The sequence below is a fragment of the Lacipirellula sp. genome (genome assembly GCF_965279485.1).
Lineage (GTDB): Bacteria > Planctomycetota > Planctomycetia > Pirellulales > Lacipirellulaceae > Lacipirellula.
On record NZ_CBDIIC010000002.1, the window covers coordinates 2,311,169 to 2,337,341 of the forward strand.

Annotated in this window: 28 protein-coding genes, 1 tRNA gene and 1 pseudogene; 20 read left to right on the top strand and 10 right to left on the bottom strand. The window is 59.3% G+C overall.

What is annotated here, in order from left to right:
• Positions 1–44 precede the first annotated feature (44 nt).
• The 6 genes from ACQY7R_RS16920 to ACQY7R_RS16945 all read left to right on the top strand — a co-directional run bounded on the left by ACQY7R_RS16920 (position 45) and on the right by ACQY7R_RS16945 (position 5,047).
• Positions 45–1,073 carry a hypothetical protein gene (locus ACQY7R_RS16920; RefSeq protein ID WP_428306747.1) on the top strand — a complete coding sequence of 343 codons (1,029 nt, stop codon included), beginning with the start codon at positions 45–47 and terminating at the stop codon, positions 1,071–1,073.
• Between the two features lie 192 nt (positions 1,074–1,265).
• Positions 1,266–2,327, top strand: a complete 1,062-nt coding sequence (locus ACQY7R_RS16925) for a DUF1559 domain-containing protein (protein WP_428306748.1) — start codon at positions 1,266–1,268, stop codon at positions 2,325–2,327.
• Positions 2,324–2,803, top strand: a complete 480-nt coding sequence (locus tag ACQY7R_RS16930) for a hypothetical protein (protein WP_428306749.1) — start codon at positions 2,324–2,326, stop codon at positions 2,801–2,803. The genes ACQY7R_RS16925 and ACQY7R_RS16930 overlap by 4 nt, the downstream gene beginning before the upstream one ends.
• A 39-nt stretch (positions 2,804–2,842) precedes the next feature.
• Complete coding sequence (locus tag ACQY7R_RS16935; RefSeq protein ID WP_428306750.1) at positions 2,843–4,099, top strand: AAA family ATPase; 1,257 nt, start codon at positions 2,843–2,845, stop codon at positions 4,097–4,099.
• 108 nt (positions 4,100–4,207) lie between these two features.
• Positions 4,208–4,414, top strand: coding sequence for a hypothetical protein (locus ACQY7R_RS16940; RefSeq protein ID WP_428306751.1), 207 nt, complete (start codon positions 4,208–4,210; stop codon positions 4,412–4,414).
• A gap of 66 nt (positions 4,415–4,480) precedes the next feature.
• Positions 4,481–5,047 (top strand): hypothetical protein, encoded by a 567-nt coding sequence (locus ACQY7R_RS16945; RefSeq protein ID WP_428306752.1) that lies wholly within the window; start codon positions 4,481–4,483, stop codon positions 5,045–5,047.
• A gap of 152 nt (positions 5,048–5,199) precedes the next feature.
• On the opposite strand, the gene ACQY7R_RS16950 is transcribed toward ACQY7R_RS16945, so the two are convergent.
• Positions 5,200–5,457 carry a hypothetical protein gene (locus tag ACQY7R_RS16950; RefSeq protein ID WP_428306753.1) on the bottom strand — a complete coding sequence of 86 codons (258 nt, stop codon included), beginning with the start codon at positions 5,455–5,457 and terminating at the stop codon, positions 5,200–5,202.
• Positions 5,458–5,496: 39 nt separating this feature from the next.
• Here ACQY7R_RS16950 and ACQY7R_RS16955 point away from each other — a divergent pair, with 39 nt between their 5' ends.
• The 5 genes from ACQY7R_RS16955 (at position 5,497) to ACQY7R_RS16975 (ending at position 9,002) form a co-directional block, all read left to right on the top strand.
• Entirely contained in the window at positions 5,497–5,832 is a 336-nt protein-coding gene (locus tag ACQY7R_RS16955) for a hypothetical protein (RefSeq protein WP_428306754.1), read from the top strand.
• 548 nt (positions 5,833–6,380) lie between these two features.
• On the top strand, positions 6,381–6,749 hold the full coding sequence (locus tag ACQY7R_RS16960) for a hypothetical protein (protein ID WP_428306755.1): 369 nt from the start codon (positions 6,381–6,383) through the stop codon (positions 6,747–6,749).
• Positions 6,733–7,035 carry a hypothetical protein gene (locus ACQY7R_RS16965; RefSeq protein ID WP_428306756.1) on the top strand — a complete coding sequence of 101 codons (303 nt, stop codon included), beginning with the start codon at positions 6,733–6,735 and terminating at the stop codon, positions 7,033–7,035. The genes ACQY7R_RS16960 and ACQY7R_RS16965 overlap by 17 nt, the downstream gene beginning before the upstream one ends.
• Positions 7,036–7,054: 19 nt before the next feature.
• Positions 7,055–7,342: a hypothetical protein gene (locus ACQY7R_RS16970; RefSeq protein ID WP_428306757.1), complete on the top strand. Its 288-nt coding sequence runs from the start codon at positions 7,055–7,057 to the stop codon at positions 7,340–7,342.
• Positions 7,323–9,002: a hypothetical protein gene (locus tag ACQY7R_RS16975; protein WP_428306758.1), complete on the top strand. Its 1,680-nt coding sequence runs from the start codon at positions 7,323–7,325 to the stop codon at positions 9,000–9,002. Before ACQY7R_RS16970 ends, ACQY7R_RS16975 begins: the two co-directional genes overlap by 20 nt.
• A 45-nt stretch (positions 9,003–9,047) precedes the next feature.
• Here ACQY7R_RS16975 and ACQY7R_RS16980 read toward each other — a convergent pair whose 3' ends face one another.
• Positions 9,048–9,347, bottom strand: a complete 300-nt coding sequence (locus tag ACQY7R_RS16980; protein ID WP_428306759.1) for a hypothetical protein — start codon at positions 9,345–9,347, stop codon at positions 9,048–9,050.
• A gap of 245 nt (positions 9,348–9,592) precedes the next feature.
• Positions 9,593–10,492: an AlbA family DNA-binding domain-containing protein gene (locus ACQY7R_RS16985; protein ID WP_428306760.1), complete on the bottom strand. Its 900-nt coding sequence runs from the start codon at positions 10,490–10,492 to the stop codon at positions 9,593–9,595.
• Positions 10,493–10,695: 203 nt separating this feature from the next.
• On the opposite strand from ACQY7R_RS16985, the gene ACQY7R_RS16990 reads away from it, so the two are divergent.
• Positions 10,696–10,899: a hypothetical protein gene (locus ACQY7R_RS16990; protein WP_428306761.1), complete on the top strand. Its 204-nt coding sequence runs from the start codon at positions 10,696–10,698 to the stop codon at positions 10,897–10,899.
• Positions 10,900–11,604: 705 nt separating this feature from the next.
• Here ACQY7R_RS16990 and ACQY7R_RS16995 read toward each other — a convergent pair.
• The 4 genes from ACQY7R_RS16995 to ACQY7R_RS17010 are packed head-to-tail and all read right to left on the bottom strand — an operon-like array spanning position 11,605 to position 13,784.
• Positions 11,605–12,348: a hypothetical protein gene (locus ACQY7R_RS16995; protein ID WP_428306762.1), complete on the bottom strand. Its 744-nt coding sequence runs from the start codon at positions 12,346–12,348 to the stop codon at positions 11,605–11,607.
• A gap of 45 nt (positions 12,349–12,393) precedes the next feature.
• Positions 12,394–12,618, bottom strand: a complete 225-nt coding sequence (locus ACQY7R_RS17000; protein WP_428306763.1) for an Rrf2 family transcriptional regulator — start codon at positions 12,616–12,618, stop codon at positions 12,394–12,396.
• On the bottom strand, positions 12,619–13,167 hold the full coding sequence (locus tag ACQY7R_RS17005; protein WP_428306764.1) for a hypothetical protein: 549 nt from the start codon (positions 13,165–13,167) through the stop codon (positions 12,619–12,621).
• Positions 13,164–13,784, bottom strand: coding sequence for a hypothetical protein (locus ACQY7R_RS17010; RefSeq protein ID WP_428306765.1), 621 nt, complete (start codon positions 13,782–13,784; stop codon positions 13,164–13,166). Before ACQY7R_RS17010 ends, ACQY7R_RS17005 begins: the two co-directional genes overlap by 4 nt.
• A 518-nt stretch (positions 13,785–14,302) precedes the next feature.
• Here ACQY7R_RS17010 and ACQY7R_RS17015 point away from each other — a divergent pair.
• The gene (locus ACQY7R_RS17015; RefSeq protein ID WP_428306766.1) at positions 14,303–14,878 is read left to right on the top strand and encodes a hypothetical protein; all 576 of its coding nucleotides are present in this window, start codon (positions 14,303–14,305) and stop codon (positions 14,876–14,878) included.
• Between the two features lie 36 nt (positions 14,879–14,914).
• On the opposite strand, the gene ACQY7R_RS17020 is transcribed toward ACQY7R_RS17015, so the two are convergent.
• Complete coding sequence (locus tag ACQY7R_RS17020) at positions 14,915–15,739, bottom strand: hypothetical protein (protein WP_428306767.1); 825 nt, start codon at positions 15,737–15,739, stop codon at positions 14,915–14,917.
• Positions 15,740–16,393: 654 nt separating this feature from the next.
• On the opposite strand from ACQY7R_RS17020, the pseudogene ACQY7R_RS17025 reads away from it, so the two are divergent.
• Positions 16,394–17,410, top strand: a pseudogene (locus tag ACQY7R_RS17025) (tyrosine-type recombinase/integrase); the annotation flags it as partial.
• Between the two features lie 169 nt (positions 17,411–17,579).
• On the opposite strand, the gene ACQY7R_RS17030 reads toward ACQY7R_RS17025, so the two are convergent.
• Positions 17,580–17,653: transfer RNA gene (locus ACQY7R_RS17030), tRNA-Ile, on the bottom strand.
• Positions 17,654–17,964: 311 nt separating this feature from the next.
• On the opposite strand from ACQY7R_RS17030, the gene ACQY7R_RS17035 reads away from it, so the two are divergent.
• On the top strand, positions 17,965–19,905 hold the full coding sequence (locus ACQY7R_RS17035; RefSeq protein ID WP_428306768.1) for a redoxin family protein: 1,941 nt from the start codon (positions 17,965–17,967) through the stop codon (positions 19,903–19,905).
• Positions 19,906–20,310: 405 nt separating this feature from the next.
• Complete coding sequence (locus tag ACQY7R_RS17040; RefSeq protein WP_152101149.1) at positions 20,311–20,580, top strand: hypothetical protein; 270 nt, start codon at positions 20,311–20,313, stop codon at positions 20,578–20,580.
• Positions 20,581–20,760: 180 nt separating this feature from the next.
• Here the strand turns inward: ACQY7R_RS17040 and ACQY7R_RS17045 are convergent, their stop codons facing one another.
• Entirely contained in the window at positions 20,761–21,528 is a 768-nt protein-coding gene (locus ACQY7R_RS17045) for a PEP-CTERM sorting domain-containing protein (protein ID WP_428306769.1), read from the bottom strand.
• 376 nt (positions 21,529–21,904) lie between these two features.
• Between ACQY7R_RS17045 and ACQY7R_RS17050 the strand changes: the two genes are divergently transcribed.
• From ACQY7R_RS17050 to ACQY7R_RS17065, 4 genes are all read left to right on the top strand, one after another.
• Complete coding sequence (locus ACQY7R_RS17050; protein WP_428306770.1) at positions 21,905–22,831, top strand: MCP four helix bundle domain-containing protein; 927 nt, start codon at positions 21,905–21,907, stop codon at positions 22,829–22,831.
• A gap of 73 nt (positions 22,832–22,904) precedes the next feature.
• Positions 22,905–24,053, top strand: a complete 1,149-nt coding sequence (locus ACQY7R_RS17055) for an acyltransferase family protein (RefSeq protein ID WP_428306771.1) — start codon at positions 22,905–22,907, stop codon at positions 24,051–24,053.
• A gap of 293 nt (positions 24,054–24,346) precedes the next feature.
• Complete coding sequence (locus ACQY7R_RS17060; protein ID WP_428306772.1) at positions 24,347–25,156, top strand: BON domain-containing protein; 810 nt, start codon at positions 24,347–24,349, stop codon at positions 25,154–25,156.
• Positions 25,157–25,610: 454 nt separating this feature from the next.
• Positions 25,611–26,147, top strand: a complete 537-nt coding sequence (locus tag ACQY7R_RS17065; protein WP_152101984.1) for a hypothetical protein — start codon at positions 25,611–25,613, stop codon at positions 26,145–26,147.
• The last annotated feature ends 26 nt before the right edge of the window (positions 26,148–26,173 follow it).

Consider the following 26,173-nt stretch of genomic DNA (forward strand, 5'->3'; position numbering starts at 1 on the left):
TTTCACTTCTTCTCGCACGGAACACGAGACAGAAGAGGTCATGTATGCGTCAACTGGAACACTGCGCTATTTTCGTCATCTTGGCTATCGCCGCCGCTGGCACATTCAGATGCGAAGCTGGGGAACCCGCTGCAACGCATGATCCGCGCGAGGCGGAGCTACAACAGATCCTCGCCTCCTGGACGGAGCGCTCAACCTCCATCTGGGCGCTGGATGCCACGCAATCGCTCTCCCAAACCGTTCGTGGCAGAGGCGATCGGCCACTGCCACCCGACGCCGATGATCCTTTCGCAGACGACCCTGCGCCTAAGGATGATGCCACTATCCGCACCCAATCTGAGCTCCTGCTGTGCAAAGATCGCGCGGCAACGACAACCGTGACGAACATTCAGTCGCCCCGCGATCCCGATCGCTGGATGCCACTGACTCTTCGCTTCTCGATTAACGGCGACGAGCATCGAACGCTGCAACAGGAAAAATCTCACTCTCTCGGATACGTCGAATTCGCTCCCAACAGGCATGGCGCCGTGTTCAATTACCAACCTTGTTTGCCGATCTTTCTGTGGTTGCATCCCCAAGAAGTAATCCGAAAGTCCCAATGGCTTGACGACGAAATGTATGTGGAAGAACTCGACGTCGTCGCCGATGACGTCAAGTGCCGTCGAATCGTCATCCCGCACAAGCACGAGCAGTGGATATCGACGATCGACGTCGATCCCGAGCGAGGATACATCCCACTGCGTTGGGAAACGCGACTTCGGAGCAAAAACATGAGCTGCTTAACAATCGAGTACCGCAAGGACGCGATCGTCGGCTTCGCGCCGAGCGGTTGGGTCGAGAAGTTCGACGGCTCAGAGCCAACGCACGCCGAAGTCTCAATCAACTCCATTAACCAAGAGATTACCGCAGATCGCTTGAGCGTTGCCTTTCCCCCAGGAACATTCGTGACCAGGTCCAAGGGCCAAGTTCGGGTATATGGCATTCAGCGCGAAGGCGGGTTGGAAAAACTCGACCGGAAGCAATTTATGAAAGAGGTGATGAAAGCTCAGCAGACAATCCAGAAGGAAATCTGAAGTCGCATTCGCATGTGACTCGCGGACTTTCCGTGCATCTGCCTTCCCGCCGCCGTTAAGCCGTGCCATAATGTGGCTCGACGTCGTCGACATCATATCGCTTTTGGACCATGACGCCGTCATCCGAGATGCCATCGCGCCCCCCGCGATCTCATCCGGCGGTCGATTTCTGTGAGTCATTGGGGGGATTCTATGCGCGCCGCCGCATCGCTCGCTTGCCGCCGTCCGTTAGGGCGGGCGCCTTCGCATCGAAGTTCACTGCTTCCGGCGACGCTCCCAGCGTGGTCGACTCGATCGGCGTTCACGCTCGTCGAACTTCTGGTCGTCATTGCTATTATCGGCGTGCTGGTGGCGCTGCTACTTCCGGCCGTACAAGCCGCGCGAGAGTCGGCCCGGCGTTCCGCATGCGTGAACAATCTCAAGCAGATCGCCCTCGCCGCGCTCAACTACGAATCGGCCAAACGTACGCTTCCCGCCGGGGCCGAGATTCAGGTCCCCGAGCATTGCAACGACTCCAGCGCAAGCGATTGTCGCGGCAACCCCATGTACATCGCCATCATGCCGTACTTTGAGCAGGGCGTCGTCGAGCAACGATACGACTACAAGCAAGGTTGGTCGCGATGGCTCAACGATACGGCGCATGGCGGAGCGAACGCGGCCGCCAACCAGGAGCTCGCCAACTCCGAAGTCGCCGTCTTTAAATGCCCTTCAATGGCGGTCTTTCTGGAAGAAAAGCCGCGTCGCGACTACTTCGGCATCACGGGCGGACTCAACCAAGCCGCCACGGGGTTTCGAGGGAAGGTGTTCAACGACGGCGTGTTCTTCGTCGGAGAGCGGGGAGTCGAATTGGCTAAAGTCATCGACGGCACGTCGAATACGCTCGGCATCGGCGAAAGCATTCATCCCAATTTGTACGGCATCGGTAGCGGCTACGGCGTCAACACGATCGGCGGCCCCAGCGCCTGGTACGACGGCGCCGCGTGCGTTGGCGACGCGGCAAAAACGAATTGCGATCCCGCCAAGACGTCGTACGGCCGATCCGTGCGCGCACTCATCTACGCGCTCAACTTCAACATGATTCAATCGTTCGGCGTGCTCAAACCCGAGCTTGAAAATGACCTGCCATTCGGCAGCATGCACGCCAGCGGAGCCAACTTTGCGTATGTCGACGGGCACGTTGAGTTCCTCGCCGACTCGCTCGAAGCGCTGCAGTTAGGCGCCATGGCCACTCGCGACGGAGACGTGAAGTTTTGAAAACAATCATTCGCAAAGCGCCCGCTCGCTGGACTGTCATAACTTTGTTGGTTGCGAGCGGCATCCTGCTCGGCTGTGGCGATGGCCATCCGCCTGTGGCGCCGGTGTCGGGCGTCGTCACCTTCGGCGGCAACCCAGTGGAAACGGGGACGATCACCTTCCATCAACCGGGCGGACGCCCTGCTGCAGGCGCCCTCGGTCTGGGAGGGGCGTACAAGCTGACGACTTTTGAAGCAGGCGACGGCGCGCTCCTTGGCGCGCACAAGGTAGTGATCGACGCCGTCCGCGTGAGCGGAGGGCCGCCGCCGGCGAAATCATTTGCCGACGAGATCAAGCAATCACAGATGCCGCAGACCGCGGCGGGTCCGACCGTTCAACGATTGGTTCCTGAGAACTATGCATCGCAAACCAGCACGCCGCTTGAGGCTGAAGTGAAAAGCGAAGATAACGTGATCAACTTCCACCTGAAGAAATAGGCAGAGTGCTGGCAGAGAGCATCGACCAGGCCGGGAGAAGTGCGCGCCGTCACCGACGAAGAATTCCTCGCTCGCGTCTGTAAGACCCGCCGACGGTTGGCCGGAATCGTCGGCACGTTTTCAACGGTGCGTCTGCCTGGCGAGATGGGAAGCAAGCAGGATCTGCGCGACGTGCTCGCGAAACCCAACGGCCGGCAGCTTGTCCAGCAGGCGATCGACGCGCGCGCCGCTGCCGTTTCGCTGGACTTCCCGCGGTTCACGCTCGCAGAACTCACCGAATCGTTCCGAACGCTCAGCCCTCCCGTGATCCACGGGCTGATTCGCACGGGCGAGACGGCCAACTTTATCGCCAACCCGAAAGTAGGCAAAAGCTGGGCGATGTACGGCTTGGCGATCAACGTCGCCACCGGCACAGAATGGCTGGGGCTGTTCGCCGTTTCCCAGGGCCGCGTGCTGATCGTCGACAACGAATTGCATCCGCAGACGCTCGCGCACCGCATCCCGTCGGTGGGCGATGCGATGGGCTTCCCCTTCGAAGAGTACCGCGACGGCATCGATACCTGGTGCCTTCGCGGCAACCTTCGCAGCCTGCAGGAACTGCTCATCACGTTTCGGCAGATGGTGAAGCGGAGCGAGTACAAGCTGATCATCTTCGACGCCAAGTACCGATTCGCCGCGCAGGGCGCCAGCGAGAATGACAACGCCGCTGAAACGCTGGTCTACAACCTGCTCGATCAGATCGCCGCGGAAACCGAATCGGCCCTGATCGTCGTCCACCACATGAGCAAGGGCAGCCAGAGCGATAAGCGGGTGACCGATGTTGGCGCCGGTGCTGGCGCTCAGAGTCGCGCGGCTGATTGCCACATGGTGCTACGGGAGCACGAGGACGAGGGCGTGCTGGTGCTCGACGCCGCCGTTCGGTCGTTCCCGCCGGTGGCGCCGGTTGCTTTGCGGTGGTCGTTTCCGGTCTTTCGGCCGGACGAGTGGGCCGACGCTGGCAAGCTGAAGGGGCGGATGGCGCCCAACGAGCAACGGGCGGCCGAGCGCGACAAAGAGGGGTGCACCGCGATCTGCGACGCATTGCTCGCCGAACCGATGACGCCGAGGCAGCTACGGGGCAAGACAGGCATCAGTAAAGACCGCCAAGACCGGCTGCTGGACAAGCTCGAGTCTGAAGGGCACGTGACCTTCACCAGCACCATCGTCAGAGGAAACGAGAGCCGTCTTTACCGACTGAGCGGAGAGGGATTTGAGGACGTGGTCGATTACTCGCCGACCACGTCACCGACCGGGTGACCAGGGCCGTTCGCGGTCGGGGTGGCTCCCTAAAGGGGGAGCCGACCACCCGACCACGTCCGGCCTGGAAGTTCGACCACGAGATTTTAAGCAACCGACCACGTACCCATGCCGACCACGTACCACCTCACCCTGGAAGCGAAACCACAAGCCGACGACCCGGATGGCGTGCGCCGCGTCCGCATGGCGCTGAAGAAGTTGTTGCGATCGTTCGGCCTGAAGTGCGTCCGCGTCGAGCCTGCAGTCCATCAGCGACCCGAACACGAAGCAGAACGCCCCGAAACTACCACCAATTCACCTGCCGGCGAGCGTTAGCCGGTGCATTTTGGCCCGAAATGGCCGCATTTGGCCACATTTTCACCACTTTCAAGGATTGCCAGCATGTCTCAAACAACCCTTCGTCGACGCCCGGCGAGTCGGCCGCGCTTCATTGAATCGACCCAACTCGGAGAGGACGGACTGGCCGTCGCGGCTGGCGCCGAGGGGCCTGGCGCCAGCGAACCTGCGCCGCTCACGCTGCGAGATCGGGTGTTCAGCGCCGCAGCCATCGCCGTTTGCGGGATGGAAGTCAACTCGCCCCGTGAGCGCATCGAAGCCATCCGAATCATCGTGGACCTGATTCAAGGCGACGGCGGAGAATCCGAGCGACGCGCCGAGGAGTCGCTGGTGTTGGACTACGAGCGGCGCTTCCGCGAGTCCGGAAAGCTTCTCACCGATCAGACTTCTGAAACCAAGCAGGAGCAGAACAGCAGCACGCCCCGCGGAGTCGTGAAGCGATTCGTCGAAGACGGGCAAGACGCACCAGAGGCGCCGTTTGATTGGCGTGAAGCTGCTGCCTTGCACGACTTGCAGGAAGCGGAGCGCCGCTCGTGGGAGACCAAGCTGCCCCATAGCCCAACAGACTACGAGCGCCGTTTCATGGAGGCGGCTGAGTTGCCCTGCTGCTAGTCGTTTTCCATACATCAATCCACATCCGCCAGAGAACCAAAACCATGACCACCGCAGTTCTACAATCGCCCAACACGTCCATCCCTGACGTCGTCCGCGAGTTTGCCTACCGAGAGGCCGCCGGCGAGCCATTAGACGTTCGCGAGCGTTCGTTAGCGTTGCTTGACGCCGGAATAACGCAAGCCGCATACCAGCGATTCGTTGACAGCCTCAGCTCTCGCCGCCGACTGGCGGAGCAAATTGCAGCTGCCGACGACTCTCGGGATCGGCTCGCAGCGTTGCTGGCCGAATGCGAACGCATTTCCACCGAATGCCATGAGCGCAGGGTTCAGCTGCAGCGTGAGCTGGATGGCGTCTTCGGGCCGATTGGGAAGTTCCAGCAGGAGCACGGGCAGCAAATCAGCGCCCACAGAGACGCTCTCCAGCGAGTAGGCCGGGCGCGCATGGAGATGGAGCAGACCGCCGATCCTAGCATTCTCCGCGCGATCGAAACGGTAACCCGTCAGCAGGAGGAGCTGTTTGCCGAGCTGGATAGCCTGCGGAGCGTAATGCGTCCTGGCAGGGGCGCGGGCATCGACCCGGCAACTGGCAAGGAATCGGTCAATGTGCTGCGTGATGAGGCGTTCTGGGAGCGGAGAGGTGGCGCGGAGGCCGCAGTAAGGTTAGCCGGCTTGCGTGAGGCCAGAACTCGCATGTCGCAGATTGATCGCGCAGTCGCGCTCTGCAACCAGCGGATCGAGCAATTGCAGGAGCAACTTCTCGACTGGCGCCGAGCAGCAACTTGATTGATTGCAGGCGCGGCGGCTAAGGGGTTTCTCCGGCCGTCCGCGGCCGTCGTGCCTGCCCTTAGTAGATTGAACGCTAGGACGAGACGATGCCATCCGAGTTAGACGAGATTCGCGAGGAACTACAGACGCTTGCGTGTGGGATGCGCCGACTGGCGAACGTCTACCGATCGCTGGCGCCTGATTGGATGGTTCCGGTTGCGTTTGCCAAGTTATCAGTTGAATCCGTTGCAATCCAAGAGATGGTTTCTCACTTACTCGATCGAGCGTCTTCGAAGTTGGGCGACCTTCCGATCGCTTCGCCGGGGAGTCCCGACGTTCCTTTAAGTTTTGTAATCGAGGTTACTCAGCAATGCACTCACGAATCGAGAACCGCCTCGCACGCCTGGAGCAGATGAACTTGTCGCCATCGCCATCGTTCAACGAGCCATGCCCGCCCGCAGGCTTCACTGGAACGCTGATCGTTGGCGACAACGTAACGATCGTAATCCCCGATAACGGCCGCGGTCCCGAAGATCAGCCTGGCCCCACATCATTCGAGTTGGTAGTTGAGCACCGAACGCAAACGAGACGAGATTGCTTTGATCCTCGCGCTGGCGACCGGCGCCAGTCTGCGGGAGGCGTCTGCGCTTTCGGGGTTCAGCGTGAGAACCGCTCAACGCCGGACGTCGCAGCCAGACTTCCGACAGAAAGTGTCGGCGGCTCGTGATGAACTGTGGGGCGCGGCGGTCGGCAAGCTCGCAAACGCTGCCACGACGGCCGTGGATACGTTGGAGGAGTTGATGGGGTGTGACAACGCCAAGGTCCGTCTCGGGGCAGCACGGGCGATCCTGGCGACGTCTCCGAAGTTGCGAGAGGTGATCGAACACGAGGCAAGGCTAACTGCATTGGAGGCTCGCCATGTTGGCAAGCAATAAACGACGCATGCTTTCGCTGGAAACAATCTACACCGATAGCCACGAGCATGAGTTGCAGGCGGCGATTCGCCGAATCTGGCCAGCTCTGGTTGCTGACGAGGAGTATCTCAACCTACGACACCGAGCGCTGCTTGAGTGCACGCCGGCCGATGAGGCCCAACGTTGCGACGAGATGTCGCGACAGCGAGCGATTGAGATTGCTCAGCGCAATGGCGAGCACGAACTTGTCCGAATGCTGCAGTCGTCCGAGGACACGAACACAACGACGAATCGCACGACCCAGTAACCACTTACGCGAATAGTCCATGCAACGCGCTGCACCAAGCGAGGCAATTATGGCAGGTGAGTTCTCTGATTCCGAATTGTACGACGACACGGTGATTGCCCAGCTCGCTGAGGCAATGCAAGAGCAGGCTGATATGTGCGAGACGGTCGCTCAAGAGTGGAGGCGTATGCCCCCCGACCTAATCACACCCGCGAAGTTTGCAAAGATCTCGGTGGGCAACGTGCGGTTTATCGAACAGGTAGAGCGTTCGCTCCGACGCGCATCTCAACACTTGAAAGGGATTAGCAATGGCCGGACCAATCGTTAGAGAGGGGCGAATCATCCTTGGCGTCGAGCTAGCAATGCCCAAGCTCAACGCGTCGCCGATCAACAGCGCTCTGACGGATCAACACAACGCGATCGCCAAGGCGTCGGCCGACGCTGCTGCGGTCTTTGAGAAGACAACGGCTGCAGTCGGCTCGCAATCAGCGGCGGTCGAGAAGCAAGCGTCTGCATGGGACAAGAACGTTGATGCGTTGTCGAAGGCCGGAAAGGCTCAGCAGCAGACGAACGCTTGGATGGACGACGTTGACGCCGCCGTGAAAGAGGCAACCGATTCAATCGAAGCCAAGTCAGCGGCAGAGCAGGCTGCCAAGGATAAGGCGGAGAAGCTTGCGAAGGCGAACATTGAACTGCTCGATAGTTCGGTGAAGGCCGCCAAGGGCGCTCTGCAGATGGCCCGTGGCTTCGCGTTGCTCGCCGGCTCCGAAGATGAGAGCATCGCTGCCGCGGTGAAACATGTCTTCTTCATCCAAGGCCTGTTGGACGTAGCTGACGGTGCAGTTAAGGTCCAGAGAGCGCTCGCGAAGGCATATGCCGCGTCGGCTGCGGCGGCAGCAGCATCGGCGGGGGCAACCGGCAGCCTTACAATTGCGGTGAACGCGCTGAATCAGACGGTTGCCAAGAATCCGTATATGATCGTCGGCGCCGTGGCGTTGTGGGCGGTGGTTGAGGTTTACAACGCGCTGACAACGTCCACCTCCGAAGCCGCAGCGGCGGAGCAACGATATCAAGACGCGATCAGCAAGTCAGTTGCTGACCGGGAAGCATACATCGAACAGCTGCGTATCATGAACGATGCTCAGCTTGAGCGGATCGGCTACCTCGATACCGCGGCGCAGAAAGAAGAGGCGCTGAACAAAGCCCGTGGTCAAAACACTGGGGCGATTACAACGCGCGCGATCGACACGGCCCGCAGCGGCCGCTTCGATCCGGCTGAGAACGTCGCGATGCTTCAGGAGGCCGTGGCGGCTGTCGAGCACGAGAAGGCGGTCACCAAAGCATTGTTGGACCTTGAGAAGGACCAAGCCGAGGTCGCCGCAAAAAAGATCGACGACCAAATCCAGCTGATCGAGCTGCGCGAACGCGAGGTTAAGCAAGCCGAGCACGCGGTGAAGATCGAAGAAGAGAAAGCGCGGTCGATTCGCGCTCAGATAGGTGCCCTCAACGGCGGCGAACAGGCTAGATTGCGCAAGCTGCTCGAAGCGGCGAACAACGGCGACCTCACCCGCCAGCAGGCGCTGCAGCTGCAGAAACTCGGCGGGCAAGCCGGGCAGGACATCGCCGCGGTGTTCCTCGCCAAGCTCGACCAGGGACTTGGTGCGCTTGCCGAGAAGACGCGAGCGAAGGTCACGGGCGAGGACCCGATGGCAGTAGCGCAAGCCGAGCTTCAGCGGCGCCGGCAAGCCGAGATGCAGGCAACCGGCGGAAAGCCTCCGGAACAAGCACTATCTGATCTCCAGCAAATGCGTCAGGACATTGAGCTTGAAGCCGACAACGTGTCGCGTGCCCTTACGAAAACGTTACGCGAACTAGTTGAGCGGATTCAGCGGCTAGAAACCGAGGCGAGCCAGCAGAGGCGAGCCAGCAGAGGCGAGCTGCTCGGCAGAACGGCAAGTGATAACCGACGCCTAGTCGGAGTTCTTTGACAATTTGACCCGCTCCGCCGGCGTTGCGAACCGCGCGGAGCACCCCTACGGGGCCGAGGACGCGTCGCGGCGCGTGTTGGCCTCGATGTCGACGAGAAGTGCGATTGCTTCGATCGTTGCCATCGACCAGAGGTAGGCGACTGTCGCTCCGGCCGCGATCAAGATCCCGGTAATCAACCGCGACAACGCGATGGCCGGCAAGCTCCCCAAGAAGCTCAGTGCGCTGAACATCATGAACATGACCGCTGCGAGAGCCAAAGCGAAGCTGACGTTGGTTGCAATTCGCAGCCAGTAGAGCAGCTGCTCTACACGATTGTGGCGAGCACTGAATGAGGTCGACGACATGCACGGGCTCCTGGCGGTGGTGATTAGAGGTCGAGTTGACGCCAACACCGCCATCTTACTTCCGACTTGGCTGCTGAGAACTGGAGCCGCAGCGATAATTTAGTCCTACGTGGACTGGAACCGCATCGCGTAAGCGGCGTCCCCAATTGGGGATAGTGCGCTCTTCGCCGGGTCACGGTGCGTTAATGGGTGCAAGGTGAGCCACGAGAGGCTGTTCTTAGGCCAGCAGATAGTTTGCAATGCTACTACACCACAGTATTCCTTTGCGGAATCTCGAGTTCCCCCTCAACTAAACGAAAATTCGCGGCTGCAAGACGGTACTGCACTTTAATTGGCGGTCGGTTCATTGCTTCTGGATTTTCCTTCAGCTTGATTGCAGTCACGTCGAAAGTCACACCTGGGTAAACCAAGTTTCCCTCAACGCCCCCGAACGTTATCCATTCGCTCAAGCGATACTCGGTCCGCATAGAAAGACCGTGGTTTCCATTTCCATCAAGCCCATGTATGTGCACTCCGTTCGGCTTCGCTACTAGAAGCGAAAGATATGGGGAAATCGCAGCCGCGCGGCCGTCGTTCACTATGGACAGCACTGCAAATACCATATCGCCCTTGCCTTCGACCCTGTAAATGAGCGAAAGCTGTGGCTTAGCTCGGCGTCCGAACATATCTTCGATGTCGAAGTGCTCCATCTTGATGAAGCTCTCGCCGCTACGCTTGTAGTAACGATCCTCGGTCAGCTTGGCCATGTGCGGCCCCGAGTCGCTAGCCGGAACGTAGGTTGCGACAACACCACTTGCGCCGTTTTCTGGGATGGCTTTGTGGACCACGCCGTCTACCACTGGATTGGCAGATTGCGCAGTGAGTTCGTTGAGCCGAGCGACCGCGGCGGTCACGTTGGGTAGTGCCACAATCTTCTGAGCCACGTCAGGTCCGTCGCCGTCCTTGCGGGCGTCAACTCCCCAGATGCACACGCCACCATCGGAGTTCGCGAAACCACCGATCACCTTAGCCAAGTTCTTCCTATCGTCGGCGGAAGTGAACGTACCTGCTGCTTGCTTGAAGTCGAGGTGTAGGTTCTCCTCCTGAACTCCAAGCATGCTCTTGATCTTAGCGAGGTCGAGTGCGTCGAAGTCCGCCTTGTTCATGCCAAAATCCTCGGAATTGGTTTCCGGCAATGGTGACGCCTTAGCATCCAATTCGCAAGTAGTCGATTCAAGACACGAACGGCTCGTCGCAACGCCCGGCTAGATCGGAACTTGCATCATTAGACATCGCCGAACGATGCACCAACCGGTGCAAATCGAGACCGTCGGTGCCACCCGCCTCGGCTGCGGTTAGAATGGGCGGCATGCTGTTCCAAGAATTGCTCCCGCTCGTGCTGATGATGACCGGCATGGGCTGCATCTACATCGCCTTTGCTGAACGATTGGCCGCACTGGCTCGGGGACTGGGGCTGCCAGACGGGCTGGCAAATCCTGCATTCCTCCGACGTGTCGGCATCGTGAGCGTCATATTCGGGCTCGCTATCCTGTTGCTGCCCGCGTTGCTTTAGCCCCGCCGCAGAATCCGGCGGCTAGGTCTGCTTTCGCTGGGGAGCGGCGAGGGTAAAATGCTGAGTATGAAGAATTCATTCGCCTACATCGCGTTCGGGCTCGCTGTAGTCTGCTTCGGAGAGCTGGGGCTCTACGGAGCAAGATTCATTGCGTTTGCTAGCCAGCAGGGTGTTACTGACTTACAGGAACTTTTGCCCGCGGTTGGATACGGGGTGTGGCTCAACATAGCGTGTCGCGCCGCTGCAATTGTGCTCTTGGTCGCCCTAGCTATATCCATGTTGAAGCCTGACAACGGCGGACGGTTCGGGCGCTGATGTTCCCTTCTTCGCCCCGCCCGTCGCCAGCGGGTATAGTGGGCTGCATGCAATCTCTGACTGACGACGAAATCAGGCTAAATCTTGCAAACGCCATCTACCCACAGTCCGGGCGGCTACGCTTGCCTTGCGGAACGTGTGAAGATGCCGCGTCGCTAGACCCTAAGCGAGAATACTCGGTTTACGAGCCGGCTCGCAGCAAACGTCACGAAAGCGCTGCCGCCGAGCTTTATAAGTTAGGCTGGAGATGGACTGACCGCCCTATCTGTCCGGAATGCATCCGACGCGGCAAACGGTAGCCGAGTGCGCGGGATGACTGGGTATCGTTGCGGCCAGCGGAGCGGTGGAGCACTACGCGGGGGCAAGAAACGGGAAGAATTTGCGGTCGACTCAATGGCGCCGACTGCGGTGCACCATCGAAACGACCGCACCCGTTCCCACAACGCACATCGTGAGCGACGTTGGTTCTGGGACGGCATAAGCGGTGATCTGCACGCTGTCCGTCCGCACGCTCGCGGTTCCAACGGCCCCCGGCAACAAGTAGGCTTGGTGATGTGCGGTAATCGCCGCGGACGTTACGCGTTGGCCTGGCGCTAACCCCGTATTGAGGTTCATGAAGATATCAATATTCCACGGAACGTCGACATGCGATTCGCCCGTTGAGCTGAGCGACCTGCTTATGGCGTCGTCAAATCGCAACCAAGTCGGATAAGTGGGATAGGGGGAGCCATCGACATCGATGACCTCGTAATCGAGCACTGAAGCAATGACGGCAATAGCTTCGGACGCGGAACTTCCGCCCGAAGCTGAGTAGACGCCGGAGGCTTGAAGCCTAATTGCTCCCACGCCAGCGGTGCTATTCACTAGAAACGTCAGCTCGCTATAACCCAACTGGCCGTCGGGTGCGAAGTAGTCGAAATTGTTGCTGGGAAAGCTGATCCCATTGGCAACTTGGAGGGGAGTGCTGAAGTAAATAAAACCCGAGCGCAAGTCCTCTTGGACATTGACGAAACGCATGCCAGGCGCGACCGTGAAATCGCCGTGCTTTTTGAAGTTCGCGCGCGTCACGTCGCAAACAGCGAAGCAGACGATCGCTAACGGTAAGAATCCAAGCGTCCGGCAAGATCTAGTCACAGAGTGCCTCCGTCGTCAGTATGTCTGAGTTCTGAGGTATTCTAATCACGCCGCCTTCGTCGCGCGAAGGTCTGCGAGCGTAACGGCAGCCAGCCGCTTCCGCGTATCCTCCGCAACGCCCGTCAGCGCTTTCCCGACCGCGTTGACCGAAGCTTTCGCCACCCCCTGGATCGCTACTGGCTCAGTGGCGCCGATTGGCCCGTCGATCGCTTCCACGATCTCCAGCAGCGTGATCTTCGACGCCGGCCGTGCGAGCAGTGCAGAGGCCACTTAATGCCGTAGTTCCCCATCAGACCCACCCGGTTTCAAGTCTCTCAAAAGCTTATTCAGATTTCGCCGGTCAAGCAGAAGATCTCCACCCTCCTGCCTTAAGCGGCTGACGGCGTCTAATAGCTCCGCTTGAGCCTCGGCCATCATTTTGCATTGCCTGGCCATCGCGTCACTATTTATCGCTCTGGTATTTGCATTAGTCTGCTCTACGGCCGCCTGACGTTCAACGAGTCGGAGGGCCTCGCGATGTGCTGTAAGTGCGTTCTTGTTGGCGGCCGCTATCGCCTCGCTCAATTTCTTCCGAGCCTCCGCTGCCTTCTCATCCGCCTGAGCTCCGCGCAGTCTCGCGTCAGCTTCGATGATTCTCAGATTCGCCTCTTTCAGGCGTTGAATGTCCGTGGCAAGGTGGGAGTCGACCATTTCCAAGAGCGTCTGGACGACTGACAGCATAGCCACGCTGCCGGACTGTACGACTCTTTTTGGAACCACAAACGGCTTCGCGATCCACTTCAGAATAATATCGCTAGGCGTTTCTGCTGCTTCGCTCATTGTTCGACACCCTCCGTTATTTGGAGGAACGTGTCATCTTCAATGAATTCAATTCCGAAGCCGCCTGCCGCGATATGTAAGTTGGTGATCGCGTCTAGCACAGCTTGAATAGTCTCTTTCGATGCGTCACCGGCGTCGATGTAAAGGTCAATCGCATCTCCGTTTGATAGACGCCCGGATGTCTTCCCGTACCGCGAGCGGCCAGGGCGCTTCCTAAGGTCTAGCGTGTCGAGATAATAAGCAACGGGCGATGCAACAGCACTAAGGGACATGAACAGGTCGCGCTCGGTTACCCGCTTGAAGCTACCTCCGAAGTGAGGCAATCTTGCATTGCTGGCGCGCTTGCAGACCCTGATAAACATGGGCGAAAGCTGCGGTGAAGAGCCAGGCCTGTGCTTTCGCATGCCTGTTTGCTTAAACGCCTCCTGCAAGTCTTCTAGCTGGTAGCCCTCTTCCGCGACTAGTTCCGCTGCCCCTCCTCGAGGACTTAGCGCCAAGAATAGGTGCTGTGGCGTAACCCATCCATCGCCGTTGGCTGTAGCCAGAGCGATCGCTCTGTCAAACACCGCCTCTGCATCGCTTGTCCATCCAAGAAGATCAGACCTGCTGAAGGGCATTCTGCTGTACCTGCGTGTTGAGTGCTGATGGGTTTGAAGGCATAGCCCGGTAGTGCGCTAACTCTGACATCGCACTCCCTGTACTACTTACCCGGTGCAATAGGTATCGATTAGCTAATTTCTCTCCACTATATAAAAATTCCAACTGGGCGATACACCGTTTTTACCCAAAGCCGGCTAGCTATTGCAAATTGCCCCCAACCCCCTCATACTGACGGCCGTCAGCGCTTCGCTGACCCGTGCCTAAGAAACACGGTCAAGAGCAAGGACAAGTCGATGATTGCAACATCAGGCCGAAGGCCCGCGCGCGTAGGTTGCCATTCAAGCATTGATCCCGGTAGCGGGGGAGCAAGATGGCGACGGGGGACTTGCTCCCCTTTCTTACTGCGTTCGCGGGCCTTCGGCCTTTTCGCGTCTTCATCGGGTTGTCAGAGTCGCCTCAGTGGTAGGGGTGATCGCCCCGCTGGGGCGGCTTCTTTTCGCGACTATCCGAGCGGCGCCATGGAAGGATTCAAACCATGCGTGTCTCGGAAACTATCGTTCTCGAATTGAAGGATGGCCGCGCAACCGTTTCGACCGCCGATCTGATGCGGATTATCGAGATGCCATCCGGCAGGGTCGTCGGTGATCTCGCCGAGATGGAAGAGACTTCGATGGAAGTCACGTCGGACGACGACCGCAAGCGATTCGGGCCATGGCGGATCGCTGTCGACTACCAGCTCTTGAGCATCCTGGAGCGTTGTCAGGTAACACTGCACCAACTCGCCGTTCCGCCGATTCCGAAGGGTCACTGCCACTACTGCGGCGCATGGGGCCACAAGGAAAAAGGGAAGCGAAAGTACAACTGCGGCACCGTCAGCAAGCGAGACAAGAAACTCGGCTACTGGCGCAATGGCGAACAGTCGATCGAGTGCCACACGGGCGAGCTAGAGCGGCTGCACATCATGGTGCAGAAGTCGGAGTTGCTGCGAAAGGTGCTCACCGATGCCGGCGTGGTGATCGACAATCCGGAGTACTGGTGGCTGATCGACGGCCGCCCGGATGACAGCCAGTTCACGACGATGCCACACGGACGGTTTGCGGAGAGCGCGTGATGATCGCCCCATTCCCGCCGCGGGCAGGCGGCGGGGTTATTTGCGACGGCGGACGGCGGCGAGACCGAAGAATACCGGCCACGCCATTCGCATCGATGTCGGTTCAGGCACGATGGCTTGCACTGTACGCGAAACGGCACTTCGGATCTTTAGATCAACAGCATAGGTGTTCTGTGGTTTTAGTGTGTCCGACACAACCTTGGGCGCCTGGTTATTCCACTGGACAACATTCAGTGTGACTGCAACCCGAGAAGGATTGCCGAAAGGTTTAACGGTTAGCGTCACCCCTGTTGGAGTTTGTTTGTAGGTGTAAGGCGTGCCGTAAACCTCAAGCGATCCACCTCCCCGCCAATTGACCTGAAAAGTTGATGGGACTATCCCCCCATCGCTTGGAGAGATGAAAGTCGAATAGGGCCGGAAATCGCTTAATTGCAGGGTTGGCGATAAAGAGAAGTAGTGTCGTTGCTCGGGAGCACCAGCAGGCAAGTTAAAGCCATCTACGATTGTCCACCGGTTCGCAAATCTACTGATCACGTCTGCGAATGTTAAACCCGAAACAGTCCGCTGTGATTTTGTGAAGACCGTTCCATCTGGAGCGTAATAAGTCGTTCCAGTCGAAGCTGGCACCTCGAGGGAAAACTCATCCGTACCGTGTTCCGCTGTCCTTGTTAAATGGATGTCGACGAGCAAGGAAGCCGCGTTTGCGTTTGCGCCGGCCAGGAGGAGCGACAGAGCCGCAAGAAAAGTCGTCAAGCGAGATCGCTCACGAGGTTCCTCGCCTTGCAGAACTGAGGCGTGGCCGTCACGCACTTTCCAGCGGGAATCAATTAGAGACTTCCGGCTGATAATTGAGCGGTTCATCGTTTGGTGTCCGTGTTTGCCCCACGGCCGCAAGAGCGAGCATAAGCCCAGAAGAGATTCGAGTCAATATTTCCCCCTAACCTCTTGGAGACCCACCAATGGCTAAGCAGCCGGCCCACCGCTGATATTTTTTTGCCCGCCCGTGCACCGGATTTCGCCCGGCGCGCTAGGAGATGAACACGCAACTCAAGAAGCGGCCGCACGTTGGCGACCGCCCAACTAGTCCGCTAAGGACTATGCGAGCATCAGCAAGGCAGAAACGAGCCAATTGAGATCGTAATCAAAAAGCAGACGCCACCCCACAAGACGCCCCACCAAGGCTTGTCGTCGGCTACGGCAACGAGGATTGGACCCGTGGAAATTATCACAGCGTAATTCCACCATCCGATGCCTCGGATCAGATCGAGCATGTTCTCTGCAGGAGTGTCCCTCCAAATGCCGGAGGTCGTCACTGCACCGAGAAAAGCGGCGATCGTAGCCGTCAACCAGAGAAGCGATCGAACGTTGAACTGACGTTTACCCACAGCAACCGTCCGATTCATTCACCACGAAAGGTAGATGCAAATGGCCAGTTTATCAAAAGACAAGTCCGGCAACAGAACGATCCAGTTCGTCGCCGGCGATCGAAAGCGACGCTCAATTCGGCTGGGGAAGATGCCCCAGAAAGACGCCAACAACATTAAAACCAAGGTCGAGGCGCTGAACGCCGCGGCGATCTCGCAGACCAGTTGGGACGCTGAAACTGCCGCCTGGGTGGGCAAGCTCGAGTCGCTGCTCTACGACAAGCTTGCGAACGTCGGGCTCGTTCCGAAAAAGGCAACGCCTGAGAAGTCGACGCTGGGGGCGTTCCTAGCGGCCTACGTTAAGTCGCGTGCCGACGTGAAGCCTTCGACGGCGACAGTATATAGCCACACGCACCGATGCCTGGTCGGATTCTTCGGCGCGGGCAAGGCGCTCGCGGAGATCACGCCCGCAGACGCTGATGACTGGCGCCGGTGGCTATCGACCAACGAGAACTTGGCCGACAACACCGTTCGCCGGCGGTGTGGCATCGCTCGCCAGTTCTTCCGCACAGCGGTTCGACGTCGGCTCATCGCGGAGAATCCGTTCGGTGAACTTAAGGGGGTGTCGGTGCGCGCCAATCGGTCTCGCGATCACTTCATCAGCCGAAGCGACGCCGACAAGGTGCTCGAAAATTGTCCGGACATCCAGTGGCAGCTGCTATTCGCCCTGAGCCGCTACGGCGGCCTCCGCTGCCCGTCCGAGCACTTGGCCCTGCGTTGGATCGACATCGACTGGGCGAACGGCAAGATGACCGTGCGGAGCCCCAAGACAGAGCATCACGAAGGGCAGGAGTCGCGAGTGATTCCGATCTTCCCTGAACTGCGTCCCTACCTTGAGGATGCGTGGGAGCTCGCGAAGGAGGACGTGTTGGCGTTGGAGCCGGAGGACCGCGCCAAGGCTCACGTCATCACCCGTTACCGCGACGCCAATTCAAATCTGCGGACGCAGCTTGAGCGAATCATCGCGAAGGCGGGGCTGAAGCCGTGGCCAAAGCTGTTCCAGAATCTACGAGCGACCAGAGCGACCGAGCTCGCTGCAGAGTTCCCTTCGCACGTGGCGGCGGAGTGGTTGGGGCACAGCCAAATGGTCGCGCAGAAGCATTACTGGCAGGTGACGGACGCTGACTTCGAGAAAGCCGCGAAGGCATCTGCACCGGCGGTGCAAAATGCGGTGCAGTCAGCAGCCGTAAGCAGCGGTGTAGAAGAGTCTGCCAAACAGGCAGACTCAGAAATTGCCGGCCGTAACGACCCGTTACGGCAGTGTACAACTGAACAAGTGGGCGCACCAAGACTCGAACTTGGGACCTCAGCCTTATCAGGGCTGCGCTCTAACCAACTGAGCTATGCGCCCGCATGAAAGACGCCGCGTTTTCTCGCACGTCGGGGCGTTGGCAGTCCCCAGCGATCTGTCGGCGAAACAAGCAAGTCCCACATTCTAGATTGCAGGCGGTCGCTGTCAAAGGGGCAACGGTCGAAGAATTCGACGCGTTATGGCCGTTAAAACGCGGCGATTTTTCGCGAAAAACCTGTCGTCCAGGTGGCAGAACAGGTGCAATCGGTCTGGCCTCGTTCCGCAGATCGGCACTATAAACCGGGGAAGTCGACGGCTGGCCTCGCAGCCGCGGCGGCGATCTCGTTACCCGACCCGAAGGATTTCCAGGCATGCCGTCTCTCCCGTTTCGCCGTTCGTCCCTCCTGGCAGTTGGATTGGTCTCGCTCGCCACGTCGGCCCAGGCTGCCGCTCCGTCGGTCGAAGACGCTCTTAAGCTGGCGCCAGTCCAATCCGGAATTGAGTTCGATACGCCCGGCGCCGACCAGGCGAAGAACTGTAAAATCAACCCCGAGAAAATCGGCAAAATGACTGCCTGGGTCGTCCGCGATCCGAACGGCGTCATCCTGCGTCAATTCTCCGACTCGAACGGCGACAACGTCGTCGATACCTGGAGCTATTACAAGAACGGCCTCGAGGTCTACCGCGACGCCGACCTGAACTTCAACGGCAAGGCCGACCAGTACCGCTGGTTCCATACTGGCGGCTCGCGGTGGGGCGTCGATAAAAACGAAGACGGCAAGATTGATGCTTGGAAGTTCATCTCGCCCGAGGAAGCTTCGGAAGAAGTGATCGCGGCGATCCGCACGAACGACCCCGCCCGTTTCCAACGACTGCTGCTCACCTCGGACGAGATCGGCAAGCTCGGCCTTTCGAAAGAACTGACCGACAAACTGACTGCCCGCGTTGCGGATGCCTCGAAGGCATTCACGAAACTGGTTGCGGAAGGCAAGATCGATGCGAAGTCGGAATTCGCCGACTTTGGCGGCCTGCGTCCTGGCACCGTCCCCGCCGGCACCCGCGGCAGTTCGAAGGATCTCACGGTTTACGAAGACGTCTGGGCAATGGTGCTCGCCGGCGAAACGCCGCAGCAGGTCCAGATCGGCAGCATGGTCAACGTTGATGGCGCTTGGAAGCTAATCGACGGCCCCGCACTCGGCGGCGGCAACGCGGCCTTGGCCGGCTTCTTCTACGATTCGGCCGGCGTCCAACCGCAGCCGCAAGGCGCTCCGGAGCAAGTCGCCGGCAACGAACCGACCGAAGAGATGCAGAAGCTGCTTGAGTCGATTCAAAAGGTCGACGATCAACTCGCAACCGCTGCCGAAGATGCGAAGCCGGCTCTCAACAAAGAACGCGCCGATCTGCTCGAAGAACTCGCCGGCATCGCGAAGGAACCGGCCGAACGTGAACAGTGGCTGCAACAGATGGCCGATATGGTGAGCTTCGCCGTCCAAGACGGAAGCTATCCTGAAGGCCTTGAGCGTCTCGAAGCCCTCGAGAAGAAGCTAGCCGATGACGAAGCGAGCGAAAACCTGCGGACGCACGTCGAGTTCCGCCGCATGCAGGCCGCCTGGGGCAAGAGCATTGCCGAACCGAAGGCCGACTACGCGAAGATTCAAGAAGCTTGGCTGAAGCAGCTGGAGGAATTCGTCGACAAGCACAAGTCGGGCGATCACGTCGCAGAAGCGTTGCTGCAGCTCGCGATGGCGAGCGAGTTCAACAGCGACAACGAAGCCGCTGAAAAGTGGTATCGCCGCTTGGTGGCCGACTTCGGCAAGAGCCCAAATGCCTCCAAATCGGAAGGCGCCATTCGCCGCCTCACTTCGGTCGGCAAGACGATTCCGCTCAAGGGCGCCGACTTGAAAGGCGCCAACGTCGACCTCGCCCAGTTCGGCGGCAAGGTGGTGCTCGTCCACTACTGGTCATCCTCGTCGCCCACCGCGAATAGCGACGCTGAAACCATCGCCGACCTCTATAAGAAATACGGCGGCGCCAAGTTCGACGTCATCGGCGTCAACCTCGACTACTCGAAGGACGAGGTTACGAAGTTCATGGGCGATCACAAGAACGTCTTGTGGAAGCAGCTCTTCGAACCGGGCGGCTTCGAAAGCCGGCTCGCCAACGAGATGGGCATCATCACGTTGCCGATGACGATTCTCGTCGACGACAAGGGACAAGTCGTCAACACGAATCTGCAAGTCACTGAGCTCGAAGACGAAATTAAGAAGTTGCTCGAATCGCGCGTGGCGAACAACAACGCCCCGGCGAAGTAGCACCACGACTTCGTCTCGAGTCTGTTAAAACTCTCCAACTGGTCGGGATGGAACAACCTCCCGGCCAGTTGGTTTATCGTGAGCCGCTTGAGAGCGCGCGATCAGTGAAATGGCTGATCGCCGACCATGTGTCGCCTATCGAGTGCTGGCAAAACCCGATTCGCTAGCGTCGCAACAGGCCACACTTTCCCCGCAGTTGTAAAAGCTTCACACTCAATCCAAAAAAGAGACGGAAAAACTCGCTTCATCGCGATTGGCACGCCGATCGCATTCCCACATCCCACCGCACGGCGACATCAAGTCGCCGCCTCGAAAACCCCGCCGCACGATCGTGCAAGATGCACCTGACGCGGCGTTACCCGCCACACCCGCGATAGGAACCGAGAACGGATTCTCGGCCGAGCCATGGATACTGCAATCTCGTTGCAAGTTGGATGGATCGCCATTCACCTGTTTGGACTGATCGTCGCATTCCTCGTGCGGGTCTATGCCAGCACAGCGGCTGAAGTCCCGTTGCAAGCTGCCTTCCTTGTTGGTCTCGCGAGCGTCGCCGTCGCCACGCTCGCCGGCGAACAATTCGCTTGGCCGTTATGGACAGTGAGCGGCGCGACCCTCGCGGTGATGATCGTCGTCGCCGTGGCCGACTTCCGCTGCCAGCAGCACGAACCTGCTTAAGCGGCCGCTTCGAGCGAAATGCGCATCGCGCACGCGCCTGCGCTACCCTGCGGCTCTTCACTTCACCGGCAGCCCGCTCTGCGACGGCTATCGTTCGCGACGGGTCACCGCGCGCAATCTCACTGTGCGCGAGCCGCATAGCAGTCGCGCGGAGGAACTTGAGTCGTGCCGCAGACGAACTTAGGTAGAGCGTTTGCGGACGATTAGCCCCGTCATGCCGATCGCGACCAACGCAATAGTCGCGCTGCTCGGCTCGGGAACGACTTCAGCGAAGTAGTACCCAACGCCGTCTCCGCCAACGTTGACTGGCAGATTCCCGTAGACGTTGATCTGCTTCGTGCCGAGCGGGATGTTATTCCAGAAGGCTGCGTTGGTATGGGTGCCGCTGTTATTGATGAGCGCGCCGACGCTCAACACTCCGGTCGCCGTGTTGAGCACTAAGTTGTTCGCGCCCGCCACTTGCGTCTGGTTGTCTTGGTTGCCGATCAGGTTGAAGGTAGACGGCGGTTGAATCGCGTTCACCGCGTCTATAAGCTTCACGTCGTAGACTGGCGTCACCACGTCGTTCAAAATGTTCCAGATGCCGAATACGGTGCTGGCAGAGAGGTTGTAGCCGGTCAGATCAAACGAGATAACCGACGTTGAATTGCTGTTGGTCTGAGCCAAATGTCCTTGCACTTGGCCAGTGCCTGGGAACAGCGTCGTGAACTCGGAGGGGAAGATCGCCGTGTTGACGTTGTTGAGGGGCCCCGCGCCGCCCGCGGAGAAGACTTGCGACACGTTGATGACGCCATTGCCGTTGGCGCTTGTGAACTGACTGGTCGTGGCGCCGGTGCTGGTCACGTTCAGAAACTGGTAGCTGACTGCCGACGCGACGTTAATTTGGCAGCAGGCCCACGCCATGACGCCCAATAGCAAGGCGCGCGACGAACCGAGTTGAAGTCTCACAGTAGCATCCCCTCAGAGTAGATTCGGCAATTGGAAAAGCAGCCTCAGTTGTAATTGCCCGGCAAGAGGAAGCAACCAGCATGAACCAGATACCTCGAAAAAAGGCAGCTTTCACGATGATCGGCATCTCACTTCTTGAATCGAGAGCGATCATGTCGTCTGGATCGCGATGGCACGCGACGTCGTGGGCGCGTTTCAGCCAAAGCCAAGGCGGTCTAGAAGCTCGAATCTCTGCTCCTGACTCACACCATCGATAAAAAGCCCTCCAGGCGCGGTGATAAGGGTGGTCCGTTGCGTGAACATCGGAGGTCGATTACAAGGATATCGAGGGACCAACCGCCCCGCTATTGATGTGGTGCTACAGGAAACTATCGCCGTGAGCGTTGAAGAAACTAAATCGAGCGTTCGCACCAGTTTTGTCGCCGTTGTCATTTTGATCGTGTTGCTATCAGGCGCGTATCTGCTCGGCGTCATGCGCGCGAACCGCGGCCTGTCGTCTACCCTTGAAGAGCGCACCAAGAAGGATCAACTCGTCGCGAGCATGCTGCTCAACCTCCATGCCTCCGCCGAGGCCGAGAAACGGGCGGTCCTAGCGGAAACCGACGAAGAATCAAAAACCAACGCCGACGATGCGGTCAATGATTCGGCGGCCGTGGAAGTGGAGCGACTCGAACTCGGCAAGCTCATCGACGCCAGCCAGCGAACCGAAGAACGAAAATTGCTCGACGAGTTCGACGCCGCTTGGAAGGAGTACCAAACAGTCGACGAAGAGATCCTCGACCTGGACGCCGAGAACACGAATCTGAAAGCCTTGCGGCTTTCCTACGGGCCAGCCGCGGAGTCGCTCGATCGACTCGACGCCGCGCTCAACGACATGATCTCCGCCACTGATGCGACCGGCGATCGAGCGGCGCTCTCGACGGCGGCGTTCCAAGCCGCGGTGTCGGCGGGCAAGATCTACGCGATGCAAAGCCGACACATCGCTGAAACGACCGATGGAGAGATGGATCGCATCGAGGGCAAGATGTCCGCCCTCAATCAAGAAGCCGAAAGCGCATTGCAGAAGCTTTCTGAATTGAGCGGTCCGGCGCAGCAAGCAAACGCCGAGAAGGCCAAAGCCGCCTACGACGAGTTCCGGAAGGTGCACTCGCAAATACTTGAGCTATCGCGCCGGAACAGCAACGTCCGCTCGCTGGCGCTATCGCTAGGCAAGAAGCGGAGCGTCACCGCCCGCTGCCTCGAAGCGCTCGACGCGTTGCAGAAGTCGATTCGCAGCGAAAAGGACCTGGCGACTCGCTGGTAGTTCATCCCGTCGGCAAAATCGGAAGAATCAGCAGCACGTTGCTCGGGCGGCCGAAGCCAATTACGCTGAGTGCATGGCGCCTCAACGACTTCTCGGCCTTGATATTCTGCGATGCGTCGCCGTTTTGCTGGTGCTTGGTCGCCACATGCCCGAGGCAGCGAGCGACACGCCGGGCAAGTGGTTCTACGACTGCTGGCTGCGGGGCGGCTGGATCGGCGTTGATCTCTTCTTCGTCCTCAGCGGCTTCCTCGTCTCGGGCCTGCTATTCTCCGAGTACAAGAAGCGGGGCCGCCTGACTGTCGGCAGATTCTTGATTCGGCGCGGCTGGAAAATCTATCCAGCCTTCCTGGTGTTCATCCTCGTCACGGTCTTGATGCGAATTGCCTTCAAGAAGGAGATTGAGGTAAGCGGCCTGCTCGCTGAACTAACGTTCTGCCAGAGTTACTTCCGCGGCCTATGGGCACATACCTGGTCGCTTTCCGTCGAAGAGCACTTCTATCTCATCCTTCCCTTTATCCTGCTCGGCCTGGCAGCGGTCTGGGGGAAGCGCGACGAACAACGCAACCCATTCGCGTCGATCCCGCTAATCGCGATTGTCGTCGCGGCGGCCTGCTTGCTGCTGCGAGTCTGGCGCACCGGGCCGTTCGATCTCTGGAAGAATGTATTTCCATCCGTCATTCGAATGGATTCGCTCTTCTTCGGGGTCGCGCTCGCCTACTTCTGGCATTTCAAGCCTGAAGCGATCGACAAGCTCCGACCGTGGCGATGGAGCTTGATCGCCGTGGGAGTAGCCGGGATGTTGCCGCCGTTTTGGTACAACCTGGAAAGCAATCCCTTTCTCTACAAGTGGGGCTTCACCATCTTGTTTTTGTCGGCGGGGTCGATCTTGCTGGGAGTGCTTCTTTGCGAATCTCCGAAAAGCCGTATCGCCTCATGGATTGCCTGGCTGGGATTCTTCTCCTATTCAGTCTATTTATGGCACCTTCCGGTGGGCGTCTGGGCTATGCCAGTGGTTCGCAAAGTCGCCCCGCTGCCCTTTGCTTTGGAAACCGCGCTGTATATCGCCGCGTCTTTTGTCGTCGGCATCGTGATGGCGAAGCTCGTCGAAATGCCCGCACTAGCTCTGCGAGATCGCTGGTTCCCGGCCGCGAATCCAGCCGCAGGCGCAGTGGAAGCGGCTCCCATCGTGGACGATGGTTTAGTGAAAGCCCCTCCAGGTTGATCGCGGACTGCCTGACGCGCGACTGCTCTTGACGCGGCATAAAACGATTTGCCCGCAAAATCGGAAAAAGGCTCCCTTTCGGCGCCCTCTCCTGCCGAAATCAGTATGCAGACGGAGCCTCGCGCCGTGGGGAAAGCGCCCAACATCGGTGCGGCGTCGCGATGCGCCCGTCCCGAGCCGCTTGGCGGCTCGCTAGTCACGAGCCTATTCCAAGCCATTCGAGACAAAGGCTAGCGCACGCCGCCCCACGAAGGGAACGCCTGCTAGCAAACGACTATCCCAGGAGGGGGACCATGCGAAAGTTGATTCTTGGCCTCGCGATCGCCACGCTGGCGTGGGGGCCGGTGAGCAAGGTCTCGGCCGAAACGGCCGGCGACCGTGCCATCGCTCAGCAGATTGCTCAGAACATGAAAGAGAGCGGTCATCTCAAAGATTACCGCGTCGGCGTCAAATATCAGAACGGCGTCGCCTGGCTGATGGGCTCGGTGACGAGCGCCGAGCAGAAGGATATCGCTGAGCAAATCGCTCGCGAAAGCAATGGCGTTCAACGCGTCATCTGCAAGCTCGACGTGAAGCCGGGCGCCGCTGCTAGCGAGCCTGTGCAGTCCGCCGGCAACTTCCAAGACGAAGGGCAGTTCCAACCTGCCGCTCGTCCGATGCCGACTCGCACCCAGGCTGCCGCTCCTCGCGGCAACACTGGCGCTCCGCTGCCCTACGCTCGCACGATGGGCCCGAACGTCCAAACCGCCGGCTACTGCCCTCCGGGCGGACAGCCAGGCATGGAAATGGGCATGGGCGGTCCGGGCGCTATGGGTGGCCCAGGCATGGGCGGTCCGATGGGAGCTGGCCCGATGCCTGCTGCCGCTGGTCAGGCCGTGAACTACGAGAATCCGCAGATGCCGGGTTACGCGTGGCCGAGCTACGCCGCTCACCCGAACTACGCGGCTCTCACCTATCCAAAGCAGTACTCGGCCGCCGCTTGGCCGTACATCGGTCCGTTCTACCCCTATCCGCAAGTTCCGCTGGGCTGGCGTAAGGTCACCCTGGAATGGGACGACGGCTGGTGGTTCCTCGACTTCAAAGACTGCAAGGACTGCCACTAAGCGTCTGAAGTCTGCGATTGCATGGATAGCCTTCCGCCCCTGTCGACCGAGCTCGGTCGACAGGGGTTTTTTCGTGAGTTGCGGGTGACGAGCGGCGAGTTGCGGGTTGCGAGCAAGAAGCCTGTCACCCCGAGGTACCCCGAGGGGTCCGCTAGACTCCTCGCACCGCTCGGAATGCCAGCACAGTCTTCGCGCGACTCGCGACTCGCAACTGCACTGCTAGCAACGCGCCACTCGTCGCTTGCAACTTTTTTGCCGATTCAATCGGAATATCCCGCAAGTTCTACCCAGAATCACACGATATCAAACTCTGAAGAGACCGCTTGGGTCAGTGGGCCGCGGTCACTCGCCTTGGTTTCAATCGCAGCGAACGAACCAAGACCTCGTCGAAACCACTCATCGAAGGGTTAGCAGGATGTGTCGTAGAACCGCCCCAACCGCGTTGCTGATCGCCATGGCCCTCGGCTCTCTGGGGAGCACTGGCTGCACCACGCTGGGTCCGAGCTTGGGCTGGATGGCGACCCCCATCCCGATCACTGCTTATCAGCAGAAGAAGCACGAAGATCAGTTCTGGAATCACGAGCGCTACGACCGTGCTCCGATTCTGGGTCCGATCACTTCGGGCGCTGAAGTGGTCGCCCTCGATCCGCCGAGCGATGACGAGGTGATGCAAGCCTTAGAAAAGGCGATGCCCGTGCAAGGCGGCGTGCCGCTGCTCTTCGAACGGAACCGTAACAACGTTCGCATCGTCAAGGAAAAGATCGCCGACTACATCGATCCGCCGCGCGTCTACCCGATGATCGGCCCGGCTCAGCAGCACCACGCTCACTACAAGTGCACCATTTACTTCGAGGACGTCCGCCGCATCGGCTGGCCAGTGCCTCACACCCTCCGCGACGAAGACGCTCGCGAGGTGATCTACGTCGACCATAACCATCTGCACATGGTCGGCAACGTCGACACCGGCAAGGGCAGCCCCTACGGACCGTAAACCAGGTCCGAACGGCGAAAAGTCAA